Origin of the sequence: Vibrio sp. SCSIO 43153, from assembly GCF_023716625.1 — a bacterium.
Lineage (GTDB): Bacteria > Pseudomonadota > Gammaproteobacteria > Enterobacterales > Vibrionaceae > Vibrio > Vibrio rotiferianus.
In genome coordinates this window covers 3331154-3348616 of the sequence record NZ_CP071855.1, presented here as the reverse complement: position 1 = coordinate 3348616, position 17463 = coordinate 3331154, and the positions used below count along the sequence as shown (strand labels likewise).

Annotated in this window: 20 protein-coding genes; 10 read left to right on the top strand and 10 right to left on the bottom strand. The window is 46.7% G+C overall.

Annotation, left to right across the window (positions count from 1 at the left end; all coding sequences use genetic code 11):
- Positions 1-24 precede the first annotated feature (24 nt).
- Positions 25-192, bottom strand: coding sequence for a hypothetical protein (locus J4N37_RS15970; protein WP_010444690.1), 168 nt, complete (start codon positions 190-192; stop codon positions 25-27).
- Between the two features lie 295 nt (positions 193-487).
- On the opposite strand from J4N37_RS15970, the gene J4N37_RS15965 reads away from it, so the two are divergent.
- Positions 488-1294: a sporulation protein gene (locus tag J4N37_RS15965; RefSeq protein WP_252041366.1), complete on the top strand. Its 807-nt coding sequence runs from the start codon at positions 488-490 to the stop codon at positions 1292-1294.
- 71 nt (positions 1295-1365) lie between these two features.
- On the top strand, positions 1366-2019 hold the full coding sequence (trhA, locus tag J4N37_RS15960; protein ID WP_010444687.1) for a PAQR family membrane homeostasis protein TrhA: 654 nt from the start codon (positions 1366-1368) through the stop codon (positions 2017-2019).
- A gap of 38 nt (positions 2020-2057) precedes the next feature.
- Here the strand turns inward: trhA and J4N37_RS15955 are convergent, their stop codons facing one another.
- From J4N37_RS15955 to def, 6 genes are all read right to left on the bottom strand, one after another.
- Positions 2058-2696, bottom strand: coding sequence for a DUF3157 family protein (locus J4N37_RS15955; protein WP_252041364.1), 639 nt, complete (start codon positions 2694-2696; stop codon positions 2058-2060).
- A 25-nt stretch (positions 2697-2721) separates the two neighbouring features.
- Positions 2722-4167 (bottom strand): TrkH family potassium uptake protein, encoded by a 1446-nt coding sequence (locus J4N37_RS15950; protein ID WP_010444685.1) that lies wholly within the window; start codon positions 4165-4167, stop codon positions 2722-2724.
- Between the two features lie 9 nt (positions 4168-4176).
- Positions 4177-5553 (bottom strand): Trk system potassium transporter TrkA, encoded by a 1377-nt coding sequence (gene trkA, locus J4N37_RS15945; RefSeq protein ID WP_010444684.1) that lies wholly within the window; start codon positions 5551-5553, stop codon positions 4177-4179.
- A gap of 64 nt (positions 5554-5617) precedes the next feature.
- On the bottom strand, positions 5618-6901 hold the full coding sequence (gene rsmB / locus J4N37_RS15940) for a 16S rRNA (cytosine(967)-C(5))-methyltransferase RsmB (RefSeq protein ID WP_010444683.1): 1284 nt from the start codon (positions 6899-6901) through the stop codon (positions 5618-5620).
- 81 nt (positions 6902-6982) lie between these two features.
- A complete protein-coding gene (gene fmt, locus J4N37_RS15935) occupies positions 6983-7930 on the bottom strand; it encodes a methionyl-tRNA formyltransferase (protein ID WP_252041362.1) in 948 nt (315 codons plus the stop codon).
- 33 nt (positions 7931-7963) lie between these two features.
- Positions 7964-8482, bottom strand: coding sequence for a peptide deformylase (def, locus tag J4N37_RS15930; protein WP_010444681.1), 519 nt, complete (start codon positions 8480-8482; stop codon positions 7964-7966).
- A 138-nt stretch (positions 8483-8620) separates the two neighbouring features.
- Between def and J4N37_RS15925 the strand changes: the two genes are divergently transcribed.
- The 4 genes from J4N37_RS15925 to J4N37_RS15910 are packed head-to-tail and all read left to right on the top strand — an operon-like array spanning position 8621 to position 11882.
- A complete protein-coding gene (locus J4N37_RS15925) occupies positions 8621-9715 on the top strand; it encodes a LysM peptidoglycan-binding domain-containing protein (RefSeq protein WP_252041360.1) in 1095 nt (364 codons plus the stop codon).
- Entirely contained in the window at positions 9699-10808 is a 1110-nt protein-coding gene (dprA, locus tag J4N37_RS15920) for a DNA-processing protein DprA (RefSeq protein WP_045386065.1), read from the top strand. Before J4N37_RS15925 ends, dprA begins: the two co-directional genes overlap by 17 nt.
- 2 nt (positions 10809-10810) lie before the next feature.
- Complete coding sequence (locus tag J4N37_RS15915) at positions 10811-11290, top strand: DUF494 family protein (protein ID WP_005429833.1); 480 nt, start codon at positions 10811-10813, stop codon at positions 11288-11290.
- 22 nt (positions 11291-11312) lie between these two features.
- A complete protein-coding gene (locus tag J4N37_RS15910) occupies positions 11313-11882 on the top strand; it encodes a DNA topoisomerase family protein (protein WP_009708006.1) in 570 nt (189 codons plus the stop codon).
- 64 nt (positions 11883-11946) lie between these two features.
- Here J4N37_RS15910 and J4N37_RS15905 read toward each other — a convergent pair whose 3' ends face one another.
- On the bottom strand, positions 11947-13080 hold the full coding sequence (locus J4N37_RS15905) for a 5-(carboxyamino)imidazole ribonucleotide synthase (protein WP_252041358.1): 1134 nt from the start codon (positions 13078-13080) through the stop codon (positions 11947-11949).
- Positions 13081-13084: 4 nt separating this feature from the next.
- On the bottom strand, positions 13085-13570 hold the full coding sequence (purE, locus tag J4N37_RS15900; RefSeq protein ID WP_045386060.1) for a 5-(carboxyamino)imidazole ribonucleotide mutase: 486 nt from the start codon (positions 13568-13570) through the stop codon (positions 13085-13087).
- A 200-nt stretch (positions 13571-13770) separates the two neighbouring features.
- On the opposite strand from purE, the gene tsaC reads away from it, so the two are divergent.
- The 4 genes from tsaC to J4N37_RS15880 all read left to right on the top strand — a co-directional run bounded on the left by tsaC (position 13771) and on the right by J4N37_RS15880 (position 16481).
- Positions 13771-14328: an L-threonylcarbamoyladenylate synthase type 1 TsaC gene (gene tsaC, locus J4N37_RS15895; protein ID WP_054824623.1), complete on the top strand. Its 558-nt coding sequence runs from the start codon at positions 13771-13773 to the stop codon at positions 14326-14328.
- A gap of 34 nt (positions 14329-14362) precedes the next feature.
- Positions 14363-15280, top strand: coding sequence for an oxygen-dependent coproporphyrinogen oxidase (gene hemF, locus J4N37_RS15890; RefSeq protein WP_039987198.1), 918 nt, complete (start codon positions 14363-14365; stop codon positions 15278-15280).
- 100 nt (positions 15281-15380) lie between these two features.
- Positions 15381-16214, top strand: a complete 834-nt coding sequence (gene aroE, locus J4N37_RS15885) for a shikimate dehydrogenase (RefSeq protein WP_042523879.1) — start codon at positions 15381-15383, stop codon at positions 16212-16214.
- 3 nt (positions 16215-16217) lie between these two features.
- Positions 16218-16481, top strand: a complete 264-nt coding sequence (locus tag J4N37_RS15880; protein ID WP_045386056.1) for a DUF1488 family protein — start codon at positions 16218-16220, stop codon at positions 16479-16481.
- 14 nt (positions 16482-16495) lie between these two features.
- Here J4N37_RS15880 and J4N37_RS15875 read toward each other — a convergent pair whose 3' ends face one another.
- Positions 16496-17047 (bottom strand): gamma carbonic anhydrase family protein, encoded by a 552-nt coding sequence (locus tag J4N37_RS15875; RefSeq protein WP_045386053.1) that lies wholly within the window; start codon positions 17045-17047, stop codon positions 16496-16498.
- Positions 17048-17463: the final 416 nt, after the last annotated feature.

Here is a 17463-nt window from a genome sequence, read left to right as displayed (position 1 = left end):
CGCGGTGAGTGCCGCGCTTTTTAATTAAGCTGCTTTAATAACTTTGTTTGGAACACTCGGCATAATCGCTGTTTTCTCAACCAGAGTCATTGCTGGCGCAACTTGTTTTGCCTTAAGCGCAGTAGTGAAACCACTGCGACGGCGCATTGCACTACGATTAGTGTGTGCGAACCTGACTGTTGTTGGGCGCATTTAATTACCTAACTGCCAGGCATATCCATTGCCAATGTAATGGCCTGATGCATTATGAGTTGAGCTTCAACTGCTTGAAGGGTGGCTCTTTTGGCTCTCGCCAATCCAAATAATGAACCAGGAATAATGATATGCATGCATATCATGTATAGGTTAGCACTCCTGCTATAATTGGTCGATACTTGAGCAATTGAAATTGTTCAATTTTGCTATTTTCTTTCGAAGAACTGGGGTGAAAAGTTTGTTTTACCATCATGATCAACAGTAGTATGAGATCTCGACAAAGGAGGTGCGTATGTCATTTTTGAAAAAGACATTGGCGAGTTTTGGAATCGGCAGCGCCAAGGTAGATTCAGTTCTTAATCAGGATGTCCTTTATCCCGGTCAAAGTGTTGATGTATCAATTCATGTCTATGGTGGATCCACTGATCAGGCGATTGATAACATTGATTTGAAGTTATGCTGTCGATACATCGCAGAAGTCCCTGATGATCGTGGTGCTCGTGAAGGCCATAGCTTACGCCGTCTTCCGCAAACCCATGTGCTAGCGAGTTGGAGCTTACCCTATGCTTTTACCCTACACCCAAGTGAAGAGCGTACTTTTGAAGTAAAACTTGATGTACCTTGGAATACACCAGTCACTATTGGTGATGCCAAAGTCTGGCTAGAGACTGGTTTAGATGTTGCGATGGCTCTCGACCCAACCGACAAAGACATTCTCACAGTGAGGCCCGATCCACTGATGGATGCCATTTTGTCTGCCTTTGAATCGCAAGGTCTGCGCATCCGCCAAGTCGAGTGTGAAGAAGTGAAAGGTTTTGATCTGCCATTTGTACAAGAGTTTGAGATGGTACCAACAGATGGGCCATATCATGGTGTATGGCGCGAGTTAGAATTTGTTGCTCATCGTGACGAGAACACTCTTAAGCTTTGGTTTGAAGTTGACCGAACTCGAAGTGGGGCGAGTGGTATGCTAGCGAGTCTATTAGGTAGCGGTAAACTCAAACGCGAGCTTTGTATCCCAGTGAATACTAAATTGGAAGAAGTCGGTCCGCTGGTTCTTAATTATCTTGAACGAACCACCGCTGCTCACGAACTCTAATTTAAGCTTACGCGTGTACGCTTAATGTGCCATACTAGAGCGAATATTCAAACTCTAGTATAGGCACGTTCATGTCTTCACCTCAGAAAGCACAATACAGTCAGGGCGAAGAACTGGCCAACTCCATCACCCATGGTATCGGAATGATTTTCGGTATTGTAGGCTTGGTTTTACTACTGGTTAAAGCGATTGATCATCAAGCGGACACGCTGACCATTACCAGTATGGCAATCTACGGCTCTAGTATGATTGTGCTGTTTCTGGCTTCCACGCTTTATCACGCCATTCCATACCCGAAAGCCAAACGTTGGCTGAAAACCTTCGATCACTGTGCCATCTACCTTTTGATTGCAGGTAGTTACACGCCATTTTTATTGGTGAGTCTGCGTACTCCATTAGCGATTGGGCTGATGATTGTGATTTGGACCATTGCGCTGATTGGCATCATCATGAAAGTCGCGTTTGTCTATCGATTCAAAAAATTATCTTTGATGACGTATCTGGTGATGGGGTGGTTATCGTTGATCGTGATTTATCAGTTGGCGATAAATCTCGATATTGGTGGTCTGACACTATTGGCGGCTGGTGGATTGGTGTATTCAATTGGGGTGATTTTCTACGTTGCTAAGCGGATCCCTTTTAATCACGCAATTTGGCACGGCTTTGTATTGGCGGGTTGTGTGTGTCACTTCTTCGCGATTTATTACTTTGTCGAGCCTATCTAGCTGATAGAGATCAACCCGACAAAGCATGTCGTATCGTATTAGCGAGTTTTCACTTCTAATACTTCTGCTGAGAACTGGTATTGCTGCGACTGTGGCACTGCCAGTTTGATCGCTTTACCTTGCTCGGCTTGTTGTGGGCGAAGGTAAGTATCAGCGATACGCTTAATGGATTGCCAAACGGTCACGCTCTCTTTCACTAACTGCTTACCAGACGTGTCAAATACCTGAACTTCTACTTCTACCTGAATGACTGATTGTGAACTTTGGTTGGTGATAGACGTTGGAAAGATAAGTTCACCGTCTTCGTAGCTTGCAGAACCAATCAAGACATCAACACCCGAATCAGACAGCTGCATGGTTGGCTTCTTCGCGTTTACCACTACTGTAGTTCCGACTTTCTTGTTTACGATGGGAATTGTCGCAATCTCAGGTGCTTTAGTGGTTTGCGTGGTAACCGCTTCTAAGGCAGTTGTCGATGCAGCAACCGCAGACGCTTCTACCGCTTCGACTTTTTCTAGTGTGGTTTCTGTGGTGTTCGGCATTGCCTTTTTCACAACGTATTCCCACGTAAAGTCGTCGTTCAGTTTTACTTCGCGTCCATCCGCCAGTTTCACGACCTCTGCCGCGTAAACCGATGAAGTGGCGAGTAGGGTCGCCAGAGTGATCCATGTTTTCATTGTTATACCTTTTGTTTGAGTCTGTTTAACGGCGCCAAAACGCAGGGAAGAACAGGACAAGAATAGTCAGAATTTCCAGACGGCCCATTAACATACCAAAGCTTAATAACCACTTTGCAGTATCTGGCAGCGGCGCAAAGTTACCTGTTGGGCCAATCACGCTACCCATGCCAGGACCTACGTTTGCGACTGCGGTAATCGAACCAGAAATACTAGTTAGCGGATCAAGGCCGAGTGCGCTTAAGCAGCCTGCAATAAATATGATGGTGATAAAGAACATCAAGCCAAACGCTACGACAGAGCGAACGATATCGTCGTTCACAGGGCGTTGGTTGTAGCGTTGAACGAACACACCAGATGGGTGAATTAGCTTCATGATCTGCTTGTTAAGCAGCGTCATTGCGATCTGAAAACGGAAGATCTTAATTCCGCCTGCGGTTGAGCCTGAACACGCACCAGCCATCATCAAGAAGGCAAACAGCGTGGTAGGTAGAGCACCCCATGCAGTGAAGTCCTCTAAACCAAAGCCCGTAGTGGTGACGACTGAGACGATGTTAAACATCGACACGCGTAGTGCATCCAAAATGGTGTAGCCATCGCGGATAACTAACCAAGCAGACACAACCAAACTCGAGAACAAAAATAGATAGGCAAAGCCGCGAACCTGCGCATCTTTCACCAATACATCGATACTACGTTTGCGTAATGCGACGACGAAAAGTAGAAATGGCAACCCACCAAGGAACATAAAGGTAGTGGCCACCCAATGAGCACCGTTAGAGAAGTGGTTCATTGAACCATCAGAAGTCGAGTAACCACCCGTCGACAGCGTCGTAAAGGCGTGATTGATCGCTTCAAACAGATTCATGCCTGTCAGCAAGTAGCCAATAATACACAAGCCAGTTAGCATCAAATACACCAATACGATGTTCTTCGCGACGGTTTTCGCTCTCGGGCTGCTTTTATCAGACCAATCAGAAGATTCGGTTTGGAACAGCTTCATACCACCAACGTTAAGCATTGGTAGGATGGCTACCGCCATTACGATAAAGCCAATACCACCAAGCCACTGCAAGATGGAGCGCCAAAGCAATATACTCGGTGCCATGTCGTCTAAACCACTTAACACGGTAGAGCCTGTAGTGGTGATGCCAGACATGGTCTCGAAGTAGGCGTCGGTAAAGCTGATGTGGTTAATGAACACAAATGGTAATGCAGCGAAGGCACTGGCTATGGTCCACACCAAACTGGTGATAAGGAACATATCACGAACACTGAGCTTGAACTTAGCAGTTCGACCGATCGTCAAACAGATGAATGCGGCTAGGTGGGTGATCACTACGGCTTGAGCGAAATCGAGGAATCCGCCTGTACCTGTGAAAAACGCGACCAAAGTCGGCACGTACATAAAAAGGGCTAGTTTGGATAAAACCAGCCCGATAACAAACAGTACGGGACGTAAGTTGACCATAGGAAAATCCTAGAGGAAGAATGGACTCGGCTGGAACAGCGCTTCGACGTCTGGTACATACTTTTTGTCGACCAGGAACATCACGACGTGGTCATCTTGTTCGATGACGGTACGATCGTGTGCGATAAGTACTTCTTCGCCACGAACGATAGCACCAATGGTGGTTCCTGGTGGGAGTTTGATATCGCCAATCGCACGGCCAACCACTTTAGACGTGGTTTCATCACCGTGTGCAACGGCCTCGATGGCTTCTGCAGCGCCACGACGCAGAGAAGATACGTTAACAATATCAGCACGACGAACGTGCGTCAGTAGAGCAGAAATAGTTGCTTGCTGTGGGGAGATCGCTACATCAATCACGCCGCCTTGTACAAGGTCGACATAAGCGCCGCGTTGGATCAATACCATCACTTTCTTCGCGCCCATGCGTTTTGCCAACATCGCTGACATGATGTTGGTTTCATCTTCGTTGGTTAACGCAATGAATACATCTACTTGGTCGATATTTTCTTCGGTCAGCAGTTCTTGATCAGCCGCGTCACCACAGAAAACGATGGTGTTTTCTAGTTGCTCAGACAGCTTCTCTGCACGCTGATAGTTACGCTCGATTAGCTTCACGCTGTAAGTTTGCTCAAGGCGTTTAGCTAAGCTAGCACCGATGTTACCACCACCGACAATCATGATGCGGCGGTAAGGTTTCTCAAGGCGCTGAAGTTCACTCATTACCGAGCGAATATGGTTACTTGCAGCAACGAAGAACACCTCATCATCAGCTTCAATGATGGTAGTGCCTTGCGGACGAATCGGACGACCTTGACGGAAGATAGCAGCAACACGAGTATCGATGTGTGGCATGTGCTCACGCAGGGCAGACAGCGCGTTACCCACCAGAGGGCCACCATAGTAGGCTTTTACCGCTACTAGGCTGACTTTCTGCTCGGCAAAGCTCACCACTTGTAGTGCGCCTGGATATTGGATGAGGCGTTCAATGTAGCTGGTTACCAGTTCTTCTGGTGCGATAAGGTGATCAACAGGAATGGCGCCGGATTTAAATAGGGCTTCTTTTTCTGCCAGGTATTCTGGAGAACGAATACGTGCAACACGGTTTGGCGTATTGTACAGAGTGAAGGCTACCTGACAGGCCGCCATATTGGTCTCGTCGGTGTTGGTTACCGCAACTAGCATATCTGCATCTTGTGCACCCGCTTCATGAAGTACGTCTGGGTGGCTGGCGTGACCGTTAACCACTCGTAAGTCGTATTTGTCTTGCAACTCACGCAGTCGGTCGCCATTTTTATCGACGATGGTGATGTCGTTATTCTCACCAACTAGGTTTTCCGCCAATGTGCCGCCAACCTGACCTGCACCAAGAATAATGATTTTCATACTCTTTACTCGTTATCTGAAAAAGGCGATTGAATTCACTTCAATCGCCCTATTTAGCATGCTGTTACGCGTGTTTTTTTGTTAGCACTGCGTAGTAGAAACCATCCATATCTTCTTCACCTGGCAGAATCTGACGACCAGGTTGCTTTGGATCGGAGTCCATCAATTGCGCATCAGCAGTACGTGCTAAGAACGCTTTTACCTGTTCCACGTTTTCTTGTGGTGTGATTGAACAAGTTGCGTAAACCATGGTGCCGCCAGGTTTCAGTTGCGTCCACATTGCGTCGAAAATTTCGCTCTGTAGCTCAGCAAGTGCGGCAATATCATCAGCACGACGTAGCCATTTGATGTCTGGGTGGCGACGAATTACCCCCGTCGCAGAACACGGTGCATCTAACAAGATGCGATCAAATTGTTCGCCCTGCCACCATTCTTGAGGATTACGCGCATCGCCGCAAACCACTTTTGCCTGAAGGTTGAGACGCTTCAGGTTTTCGTGCACACGTTTAAGACGCGTGTCATCGCAGTCGATGGCAACCACTTCGCTGCCAGACGTACGCTCAAGAATGTGCGCTGTCTTACCGCCCGGTGCTGCACAGCAGTCTAGGATTAGCTCGCCATCTTTTGGTTCAAGGTAGTTAATCGACAGCTGTGCCGCCGCATCTTGCACCGATACCCAACCTTTTTCAAAGCCCGGTAGTTTCATTACATCGCATGGCGCCGCCAATTTTAGGGCGTCCATTGCTTGTGAGTGTGGCGTGCTATCAATGTTTTCATTTTTGAGTAGCGCAAGGTAGTCATCACGAGTGTGGTGCTGGTGGTTTACACGCAGCCACATTGGCGCTTTCTGGTTGTTGGCTTCAACAATGCTTTCCCACTGCTCTGGGTAAGCTTCTTGAAGCAGTTTAAGTAACCAGCTTGGGTGGCCGTACTTACCCGCATTGTTGCTGACCGCCATTTGGTCTAGCTCTTCTTGGTTGCGCTGATAGTTACGTAATACGGCGTTGATAAGACCACGCAAGCGGGGGCCTTTCAGCTCTTTAGTACCTTCAACCGTCTCACCCACTGCAGCGTGCGCAGGAATACGCATGAAGCTCAATTGGTAAATACCAACCAAAATCAGGTGATGGAAAACACGTTGTTTGCCTTTTAACGGCTTATCCATCAACTGGTTTGCAATCATTTCTAGGCGAGGGAGGTAACGTAGAGCACCGTAACAGATCTCTTGTAGAAGAGCGTGGTCACGTGGTCGTACGTTTTGTTGAGCCGCTGGAAGAGCGCTTGAAAGTGAGTGGCCCTTGTCGACGACAAGATACAAGACGTTGGCAGCCGCAGCGCGAACATTCATGATGAGTACCTTAAAGTAAAGGAGGGCATCTCTGCCCTCTAAAAGTTCGTATTATTGGTGTTTGACACTATTGCCTGGTTTTTAAACCAGTTGAGTGCCAACTTCAAACCAAGATGCACGAGAGTTCAGAATATCTTGAACTGACATGGCTTTTTTGCCCGGAACTTGCAGTTGTTCCAGCACCAATACGCCGTTGCCTGTTACAACATAGATACCGGTCTTATCTGCTTGCACGATGGTGCCCGCAGGTTTATTGCTGGTTTGCTCTGCAACACGGCTTTGCCATACCTTGATGCTGTTTTCAGCAGCTTCAAAGTGGCTCATTGGCCATGGGTTGAATGCGCGAACGCAGCGTTCAATGTGTGCCGCGTCATCATTCCAATCGATGCGCGCTTCTTCTTTGCTTAGCTTCTTCGCGTAGTTTGCTAGCTCGTCATCTTGCTTCACTGGCTCAGCTTTGCCAGCGGCGATATCCGCTAGACAGTCGATCAGGGCATCTGGGCCTAAGCCTGCCAGTTTCTCGTACATCGATGCACTGGTGTCACTTGCTTCAATCGGCAATGTCGCGATTTTTAGCATGTCACCCGTGTCCAGACCGATATCCATCTGCATGATGGTCACGCCAGTTTCTGCATCACCTGCCCAAATTGAACGTTGGATAGGGGCTGCGCCGCGCCAGCGAGGAAGAATCGAACCGTGTACGTTGAGACAACCTAGTTTAGGTGTGTCTAGTACAACTTGTGGAAGTAATAAGCCGTACGCAACAACTACCATGATGTCGGCGTTCAGATCGGCAAGCTCTTGCTTTGCTTCGTCTGATTTGAAGTTTTCTGGTTGGTATACCGGAATGTCGTGTTCAAGCGCGATGGTTTTTACTGGGCTTGCAGTAAGCTTCTTACCACGACCCGCTGGGCGGTCTGGTTGAGTGTAAACCGCAATTACTTCGTGCTCCGAAGACAACAACGCCGCCAAGTGACGGGCGGCGAAATCCGGAGTACCTGCAAAGACAATACGTAAAGACTGACTCAAGGTAGGCTTCCTTCTAATTAAATTGTATCGAGATTAAGCGCTTTGCTGTTTCTCGTTAAAGCGTTTGATTTTAGCTAGCTTGTCTTGAATACGCTTACGCTTCAGTGGCGATAGGTAATCCACGAACAGTTTGCCCATTAGATGGTCCAGTTCGTGTTGAACACAGATTGCTAGCAGATCGTCAGCTTCAAAGGTGTATTCTTTGCCATCGCGATCTAGCGCTTTAACCGTAACTTCAGCAGCGCGAGGCACAAGTGCACGTGCACCTGGTACCGATAGACAGCCTTCTTCGATGCCATCTTCGCCACGCTTTTCTAAAATCTCAGGGTTGATAAGCACCATAGGCTCATCACGAGTTTCAGAAATATCAATCACTACGATACGTTTGTGGATATCAACCTGCGTTGCAGCCAGGCCAATACCTTCTTCGTCGTACATGGTTTCAATCATGTCATCGACGATTTTTTGAATCTCAGGTGTCACCTCTTCTACAGGCTTTGCAACGGTACGCAGGCGATCATCTGGGAATGTTAATACTTGTAATACAGACATATTCACTCGAAATATTGAACTGTGCCGTAACAGCACAAACCTTGTTGGCTCAATTCTAGACATTTTATGACCTAAATGACAGCATCCTGATACCAATTTCCATTCTGGTAACTGCCTAACAGACCAAGGACGAGGGTCATGAATCGAATTTTCCGCGACGTTTTTCGCATTACGTTGCCGTTACTTTTCTCTTTCAGCGCCGTAGCAAATACGGATTCCCAACCACTTACTGTCAAAGATGACGCACCGCAAACCTATGTAGTGGTGAAAGGAGATACATTGTGGGATATTTCTGCTATGTACCTCGACAGCCCTTGGTTATGGCCGCGTTTGTGGCAGGTAAATCCTGAAATTGATAACCCGCACCTTATCTATCCGGGGGACAAGTTATCGTTAGTGTGGATTAATGGTCAGCCTGTCTTGAGCCTGAAACCAGTCAAAAAACTTAGCCCTAAAGCACGTATTACTGAGAAAAAAGCGGTTCCAACGATCGCAGAAGGTTTGGTATTACCTTACTTGAACTCAGACCGATTAGTTCTGGATAAAGATCTGGAAAGTGCGGCTAAAGTAATGGGTAGTAGTAAAGGTAGTAAGTACTTAGTTGGTGAAGATGTTCTTTATATAAGCGGAAAGCAGGCCGAGCAATATTGGGCTATTTATCGGCCTGTAAAGACATATGATAGAGAGGATACCTCTCAGTCGATAACCGCTTTAAAAGTGGTAGCTCGGGGAAATTTAGTCTCTTCTCAGACAGACTTCTCTGGAATAAAAATAACGGCTCAACTACAAGAAATTGAACGTAACGACATTGCTTTACCTCTCGAGCAGGAAGAGAAATCAGACCTTTCAGTGGTTTTTTACCCACAGCCAGCTCCAGCAGACGTATCTGCCAAAATTTTAGGCAATATTGAGGGGATGAGATTTAGCTCCACTAATCAAGTTGTCGTCTTAGATTTAGGCTCGAAAGACAACTTACGACAGGGCAGTATGTTAAATCTGATGGAAGATGCTCATGCTCTCTATCAAAATAGTGATGGCTATACAAAAGAGGGGAGTTTGTTTGATTCAGAGGTGGTATTACCTAAGAGTAAAGTGGGTGAGTTACTTGTGATTCGCCCTTATGAATATTTCAGCCTTGCTTTGATTACTAATAGCACCAAGCCAATCAACAAAGAGGTATCTGTGGTTTCTCCTCTGGCAGAGGAATCAACCACTAATGAAACCACACAATGATACTGATCTCGCAGCCTGGTTAAAGCTTAGCTGCTTACCGGGCATTGGTGGGGTCAAGATGAATAAGCTGCTCAGCAAAGATACGCCGAGCAATATTGTCCAATACTCGACAGAGCAGCTTCAGCTTTTAGGCTTAACGGCAAAACAGTTGCAAGCCTGGTCGCAGGTCGATAAAGAAGTCGATGCTTGTCTGGCTTGGGTTACTGCATCTTCTCATCATCATATTCTTACTTTGGCGGATGCTTTGTATCCGCCACTCCTTAAACAAACGGTCGCACCGCCTCCTTTACTCTTTGTAAAAGGAGAGGCGAGTTGTTTATCTCTGCCTCAAATTGCCATGGTTGGCAGTCGTAATGCCAGTGTGGATGGGCTACAACATGCAAGAAGCTTTGCATCAGACTTGGTACAACATGATCTGATCGTCACCAGTGGTTTAGCATTAGGTGTTGATGGTCACGCCCATGATGGCGCGCTCTTAGCTGGCGGTAAAACCATCGCAGTATTGGGTTCGGGATTAGGACAAGTGTACCCAGCAAGACACCGAGGTTTGGCGCAGCGAGTGACCGAAAATGGAGCGCTTGTTTCAGAGTTTCGTCCAGATGCTAAGCCTCGCGCAGAAAACTTTCCACGGCGCAATCGAATCATCAGTGGCTTGTCGCTGGGTGTGTTGGTGGTAGAAGCGGCTGAAAAAAGTGGCTCCTTGATTACGGCGCGTTATGCTTTAGAACAAGGTCGAGAAGTTTTCGCTCTGCCAGCTTCGATTAATGCACCTAACGCCAGTGGCGGTAATCAATTGATTCGTAACGGAGCTTGTCTCGTACAAAATACGCAAGAGGTGCTGAATGAAATACAGTCTTTGCTCGACTGGTCTATTAATCAGAGCTTAGATTTATTTTCTGCGCCAATTGATGAAGAAGAATTGCCATTTCCTCAGCTGTTAGCTAACGTAGGAAATGAGGCTACACCAGTTGATATTCTTGCAAGCAGGACCAATATACCTGTCCAAGAAGTCATGATGCAGCTCTTAGAGCTTGAGCTTTCAGGGCATGTTGTTGCAGTATCCGGTGGCTATATTCGAAAGGGGAGGGGCTAGCTATGATGATGGATATACTTATGTATCTATTCGAAACTTACATCCATAGCGATGCAGAGTTACAGGTCGAACAAGACGAGTTGGAAGATGAATTGCTTCGTGCAGGCTTCCAGCAAAAAGACATCTACAAAGCCCTTGTCTGGTTAGAAGAGCTGGCGGCATTGCAACAAAGCGATGAACATTCAGCCATTTCAACCTGCATTGCATCGGCATCGACACGTATCTATACCGCTTCAGAGATGCAGCGACTAGACCTCGAATGTCGTGGTTTCTTGTTGTTCTTAGAGCAAATCAATGTTCTGACTACAGAAACGCGTGAGATGGTTATCGACCGTGTAATGGGGCTTGAAACCAATGAGTTTGAGCTTGAGGACCTTAAATGGATCATCCTTATGGTGCTGTTTAATGTTCCAGGCAACGAAAACGCCTACACGCTGATGGAAGAGCTGCTGTACACCAAGGAACAAGGTATTCTTCATTAATATCTTCGCTTGAGCGGTGAGTATGAGTAGTAAAATCGATCACAACCTTTTTTCGGCACACGAGCATGCGCTTGAGCGCGAACCTTGCCCTAAATGCGGTGGGGAAGTTTCGCTTAAGCACGGTAAACACGGTCCTTTTTTAGGTTGTAGCCAATACCCAAGTTGCGATTACATTAAGCCGTTACACAGCAATGACGGTCACATCGTGAAAGAGTTGGGTGTGCCTTGCCCTGAGTGTGGCAATGAATTGGTACTCCGCCAAGGGCGCTACGGTATGTTCGTTGGTTGCAGCCATTACCCAGCATGCCATCATATTGAGTCGATTAACCAACCTGAGCCAGAGCAGCAAGCGAAAGAGCAACACGCTTGCCCTGAATGTGGCAAAGGACATTTGGTTGAGCGTAAAACCCGATTTGGGAAAACATTCTACGCGTGTGATAACTATCCGAAGTGCAAGTTTGCGGTGAACTTGCCACCTGTTAGAGGCCGCTGCGAGGAATGTGGATTTACCTTGTTGGTAGAAAAGAAACTGGCCAGCGGGGTTAAACTGCAATGCGCGAGCCGGAAGTGCCAGCATACTCAATCACAATAACCTTCAGTACGAATTAAAAAGGGTCGCATTATGCGACCCTTTTGCTATTTATTCCGCTGCTTTTCTATGCTTGCCACTGCTTGGCAAATTCATGCACAGCAGGGAAAGCCTGTTCATCCAAAACATCTGCTAATGCACAAAGTTTGCGATTAAGTTCGCCAGTGTAGTCACCACAGACGTTGATGTGGCCCATCTTGCGACCCGCACGTTTTTCTTTGCCATACCAATGAATGTGACAACCATCCATCGCTAGCAATGCTTCTGGTAGTGTGTCTTCACCAAGAATATTAATCATCGAGGTTTCACGAACCAGTTTCGTGCTACCCAAAGGCATGCCACACACGGCGCGTAGGTGGTTCTCAAACTGACAAGTTTCTGCACCCTGTTGAGTCCAGTGGCCAGAGTTGTGTACGCGTGGTGCGATTTCGTTAACCAGCAAAGTGCCGTCAACGTCAAAGAACTCCAAAGCTAACACGCCAACGTAATTCAAGTTGTTGGCAACAGCTGTGAACATCTGTTTTGCTTGCTCTTGCAACTCTGGCGCATCAATCGCAGTAGAAAGGCTCAATACACCATTGATATGGACGTTCTCTGCCAGAGGGTACACTTCAACGCTGCCATCTTTACCGCGAGCACCAACCAGTGAAACTTCGCGGTTAAAAGGGACAAACTCCTCAGCAACAATCGCTTGAGTTGGTGTTGCCGCGATGCACTCTGCCATCTCTGTCCAAATGTTTTCGACTTGAGACGTCTCTTTTAAGCGCCACTGGCCTTTACCATCGTAACCACCCAATGCACTTTTCAGAACCATTGGCATACCAACGTGCTCAATGGCGCGGTCAAAGTCTTCACGAGTTTCGATGACGTAGTATTTCGCGTTACGCACGCCAGCATCATCAAGTAATGCCTTTTCAATACGGCGATCACCACCTGCTTTGATGGCTTGCGTACTTGGTAGGAACTTGCCGCTCGCCTCGCAAACATCGAGCACATCATGTGGGATATGCTCGAACTCAGCAGTAATGACGTCCACTTGTTCAATTGCATTCTCTAAGCCGTTGCCTAGTACGTGCTGAGTCAGTGGATGAACGATGTTACCGCTGCCCACATCGTAAGCTGAGATTTGAATATTCAGTGGCGCACCAGCCAGAGACATCATACGAGCTAGTTGACCCGCACCAAGAACCAGTACATGCATCTGATTAATCCTCAGCAGGGTTTGGGTTCGCCAATACGGTTTCCGTTTGTTCGTTACGGAACGCTTCGACTTTTTCCATGATCGCTTCATCATGTGTACCAAGGATTTGAGCGGCTAGGATGCCAGCGTTTGCTGCGCCAGCTTCGCCAATCGCCAATGTACCAACCGCAATACCCTTTGGCATTTGTACGATAGAAAGCAGTGAGTCCATGCCTTTCAGCGCACGAGACTGAACTGGAACGCCAAGTACCGGAACGCTAGTAAACGCTGCTGCCATGCCTGGTAGGTGAGCGGCACCGCCTGCACCCGCGATGATGACTTTAATGCCGCGTTCTTTGGCGCTGCTTGCGTAATCAGCCAATAATTGAGGAGTACGGTGAGCTGACACCACCTTTGTTTCGTAAGACACGCCAAATTGATCCAGCATGTCTGCTGCTAGTTTCATGGTTGGCCAATCTGATTTAGAACCCATGATGATACCGACTTTCATCTCAAACTCCTTCAAGCTGCAAAATTAGGTGAGCTGATAAATTTGTGCGCATTATACGGGGATTTTTACCTCAAGCAAACGTTTGCGTGTGTTTGTAAATGCTATTGATACATTTTATAAACAAATTGATTTAGTCTCTGAGAATGAATATTTGTACACTTAGTGCAAACACAACAGATAAGACTATCAGGAAGTAATTGGTGGATAACTTTGAACAGGTGCTTGAAGCACTACAAAAAGGCGAAGTGATTGCCTATCCAACAGAAGGCGTATTTGGTGTCGGCTGTGATCCAGATAACCCAGAAGCGATTCAAAAGTTGCTAGAGCTAAAGCAGCGCCCAGTAGAGAAGGGGCTCATACTTATTGCGGCTAGTTACGAGCAGCTTTTGCCTTATGTTGATGAATCTCAGTTGACTCAAGAGCAGTTAGATAAAGTCCATGCGACGTGGCCAGGGCCATACACGTGGATCATGCCAGCGAGTGACAAAGTCTCTCACTGGGTATCGGGGCAATTTGATTCGATTGCAGTACGTGTGACTGATCATCCTTTAGTACAAAAGATGTGTAATGCATTCGGAAAGCCGCTAACCTCTACCAGCGCGAATCTTACTGGTCTGCCTCCTTGTATGACGACGAAAGAAGTCGAAGAACAGTTAGGTGACCGACTTGTGGCGATCTTACGTGGTGAAACCAGTGGTCGTGACAAGCCTAGTGAAATCCGTGATGCTAAAACCTCGCAAATATTAAGACAGGGCTAACCCTGCTAGTCAGCAATCAATAGGTACTACACGTATGTCAGCAATCGATAAGCACGCCGTAAAGCAGTTCTTGATGTCACTTCAGGATTCCATTTGTCAGCAACTAGAACAAGAAGATGGAAAGGCCGTCTTTGTCGAAGATGCTTGGCAACGTGAAAAAGGAGAGCGTCTTGGTGGCGGTGGCCGTACTCGCGTATTGCGTGATGGTCATATCTTCGAGCAAGGAGGAGTGAACTTCTCTCATGTAGAAGGTAATGAAATGCCAGCATCAGCGACAGCACATCGCCCAGAGTTAGCGGGGCGTCGTTTTGAAGCGATGGGTGTTTCTTTGGTTATTCACCCTAAGAACCCTTACGTACCGACTTCACACGCCAATGTCCGCTTCTTTATTGCAGAGAAAGACGGTGAAGACCCAATTTGGTGGTTTGGTGGTGGTTTTGACCTCACGCCTTTCTACCCATTTGAAGAAGATTGCCAATCATGGCACGACACAGCAAAACAGCTTTGTGCACCATTTGGTGAAGACGTTTACGCAGAGCACAAAGCATGGTGTGACAAATACTTCTTCCTACCACATCGAAATGAAACTCGTGGTGTCGGCGGTCTGTTCTTTGATGACCTAAACCAGTGGGAGTTTGATAAGTGCTTTGACTACATCAAAGCGGTTGGTGAGGGATACTGCCAAGCTTACCTTCCGATCGTTTCTCGTCGTAAAGACATTGAATACGGTGAGCGCGAGCGCGAGTTCCAATTGTATCGACGTGGTCGTTACGTAGAGTTCAACCTAGTGTATGACCGTGGCACTCTGTTTGGTTTGCAAAGTGGTGGTCGTACCGAGTCGATTCTAATGTCGATGCCACCACTTGCGCGTTGGGAATACAGCTATGAGCCGCAAGCTGGTTCTCCAGAGGCAGAGCTTTACGAGCAATACCTAACGCCCCGAGAGTGGTAGGCGCTGAATCTCCTTTTCTATATAGATAGATAGTGATAGGGTCATCTGTAATCAGGTGGCCCTGTTTTTTTCTATATAAGTAAGGAATAAAGGTAAGGAAATGACTCAGCAAATTGATCGCTATGCCGTGTTTGGTAACCCTATCGGACACAGTAAGTCGCCATTCATTCACACCTTGTTTGCTCGTCAAACTAATCAGTCTTTGGTGTATACCGCAGAAAGTGCACCTGTTGATGGCTTTATTGACGCAGCTAAGGTGTTTTTTGCTGAAGGTGGCAAGGGGTGCAACATTACCATGCCATTTAAAGAAGACGCTTATCAATTTGCTAGCCGTCTGACTGAGCGTGCTCAGTTGGCGGGCGCAGTGAACACTCTCAAGAAGTTAGATGATGGTGAAATCATTGGTGACAACACCGATGGTGCAGGTCTAGTGCAAGATCTGCTTCAACACCAAGTTGTATTGGAAGGTGCGCGAATCCTAATTATTGGTGCTGGTGGTGCAGCTCGTGGTGTTATTAAGCCACTGCTCGATCAAAAGCCGACTTCTTTAACCATTACCAACCGTACCTTTAGTAAAGCGCAAGAGCTTGCAGAGTTATTTGTCTCTCACGGCCCTATCGTAGCGAGAGAGATGGAAAGTATTGATGAAGAGTATGATGTCATCATTAACTCCACCTCCGCTTCTCTTAGTGGTGAACTGCCTGCTATCTCTTCCTCTATCTTTGCCGCCAACAGCACAAGCTATGACATGATTTATGGAAAAGGGGTGACGAGCTTTAACTTATGGGCAAGAGAAAATGGTGCCGCTCATGCGTATGACGGTCTTGGAATGCTAGTTGGGCAGGCTGCAGAAAGCTTCATGCTCTGGCGTGGTTTACGCCCAGGCGCCAAACAAATTCTCAGAGAACTAAGAAAGAATCTTGAAGGTCAATAATCAATGAATCAATCTATCCTATTCCCTGACATGCAGTCTTGGGATGAAGCATCGCAATCGGTAAATTTTGCTGCGCAGCAATCTGGTGCGTTGGTTGAGTGCTATGTAACAAAACAAAAGCTAGAAAAGCTCAGCGGTTCACTGATTGAAACTGAGCAAGCGGCAATTAAAGTGTTTACTGATTACCGATTCGATCTAGAAGAAATCGCCGAAGAGCTAATAGAAGATGAAGCCTTCGATGAAGAAGGCCATATCATCATCGACTAATTGACGACTTCTGACTACTCACTGATGTCTTCCACTTCATTAATGTAGTCGTTTTTGTTCTGCACATAGTTGTTGGCAGACTTTTGCAAGAAAGCTCGTTCTTTCTCTGACAGGGGGCGAGCTTGCTTTACTGGGCTTCCAACATATAAATAGCCACTTTCTAATACTTTCCCCGGTGGAACCAAACTTCCTGCCCCAATCATCACATCTGATTCCACCACCACGTTGTCTAAGACAATAGCGCCCATACCTACTAGGACGCGATCGTGGATCTCACAGCCATGCAACATCACTTTGTGACCTATGGTGACATCATTACCAATGATAAGTGGGTAGCCTTTGGGGTTTTCTGCGTTTTTATGAGTTACATGAAGTACGCTGCCATCTTGAATGTTGGTTCGCTCTCCAATATGGATATGGTTTACATCACCCCGAGCTGCGACCAATGGCCAGATACTAGAATCATCGCCAATTCGGATATCACCGACTAAAACAGAGGTTGAGTCGACATATACACGTTCGCCCAACTGAGGACGTATACCTTTATAACTTCTCATTGAACTCATCTTTACTCCTTATAAAGCGTTAATAATGGTGATATCTGGTGAGAAGAGTAGCAAAAACTCGCCTTTTAGAATAAAAAACATTCAAACGATAAAAAAATAAAAAAAAACGAGAAAAAGGGCTTGCCAATGTGATCGCAATCTCTATAATGCCACCTCGCTGACACGGCAACGCTTCGAAAGAAACGAAAGCCAAGTTAGCAAGCCAATTAGCCAAGCGGAAAGGCTTGAAAAAAGTTTGAAAAAAGTGATTGACACTAAACTTTAACTCGCTAAAATGGCCGTCCGATTTGAGCAAAGCTCAATAGGAAAGCTCTTTAACAATATAGACCTATCAATCTGTGTGGGCACTCGTTGATGATAATCCAATTAGAAACTTCGGTTTCAAATTAGGTTTCAATGAAACGAAGTGACCATTG

Coding starts and splice junctions, on each gene's coding strand:
- J4N37_RS15970 (WP_010444690.1), bottom strand. CDS start 192: ATGCGCCCAACAACAGTCAGGTTCGCACACACTAATCGTAGTGCAATG.
- J4N37_RS15965 (WP_252041366.1), top strand. CDS start 488: ATGTCATTTTTGAAAAAGACATTGGCGAGTTTTGGAATCGGCAGCGCC.
- trhA (WP_010444687.1), top strand. CDS start 1,366: ATGTCTTCACCTCAGAAAGCACAATACAGTCAGGGCGAAGAACTGGCC.
- J4N37_RS15955 (WP_252041364.1), bottom strand. CDS start 2,696: ATGAAAACATGGATCACTCTGGCGACCCTACTCGCCACTTCATCGGTT.
- J4N37_RS15950 (WP_010444685.1), bottom strand. CDS start 4,167: ATGGTCAACTTACGTCCCGTACTGTTTGTTATCGGGCTGGTTTTATCC.
- trkA (WP_010444684.1), bottom strand. CDS start 5,553: ATGAAAATCATTATTCTTGGTGCAGGTCAGGTTGGCGGCACATTGGCG.
- rsmB (WP_010444683.1), bottom strand. CDS start 6,901: ATGAATGTTCGCGCTGCGGCTGCCAACGTCTTGTATCTTGTCGTCGAC.
- def (WP_010444681.1), bottom strand. CDS start 8,482: ATGTCTGTATTACAAGTATTAACATTCCCAGATGATCGCCTGCGTACC.
- J4N37_RS15925 (WP_252041360.1), top strand. CDS start 8,621: ATGAATCGAATTTTCCGCGACGTTTTTCGCATTACGTTGCCGTTACTT.
- dprA (WP_045386065.1), top strand. CDS start 9,699: ATGAAACCACACAATGATACTGATCTCGCAGCCTGGTTAAAGCTTAGC.
- J4N37_RS15915 (WP_005429833.1), top strand. CDS start 10,811: ATGATGATGGATATACTTATGTATCTATTCGAAACTTACATCCATAGC.
- J4N37_RS15910 (WP_009708006.1), top strand. CDS start 11,313: ATGAGTAGTAAAATCGATCACAACCTTTTTTCGGCACACGAGCATGCG.
- J4N37_RS15905 (WP_252041358.1), bottom strand. CDS start 13,080: ATGCATGTACTGGTTCTTGGTGCGGGTCAACTAGCTCGTATGATGTCT.
- purE (WP_045386060.1), bottom strand. CDS start 13,570: ATGAAAGTCGGTATCATCATGGGTTCTAAATCAGATTGGCCAACCATG.
- hemF (WP_039987198.1), top strand. CDS start 14,363: ATGTCAGCAATCGATAAGCACGCCGTAAAGCAGTTCTTGATGTCACTT.
- aroE (WP_042523879.1), top strand. CDS start 15,381: ATGACTCAGCAAATTGATCGCTATGCCGTGTTTGGTAACCCTATCGGA.
- J4N37_RS15880 (WP_045386056.1), top strand. CDS start 16,218: ATGAATCAATCTATCCTATTCCCTGACATGCAGTCTTGGGATGAAGCA.
- J4N37_RS15875 (WP_045386053.1), bottom strand. CDS start 17,047: ATGAGTTCAATGAGAAGTTATAAAGGTATACGTCCTCAGTTGGGCGAA.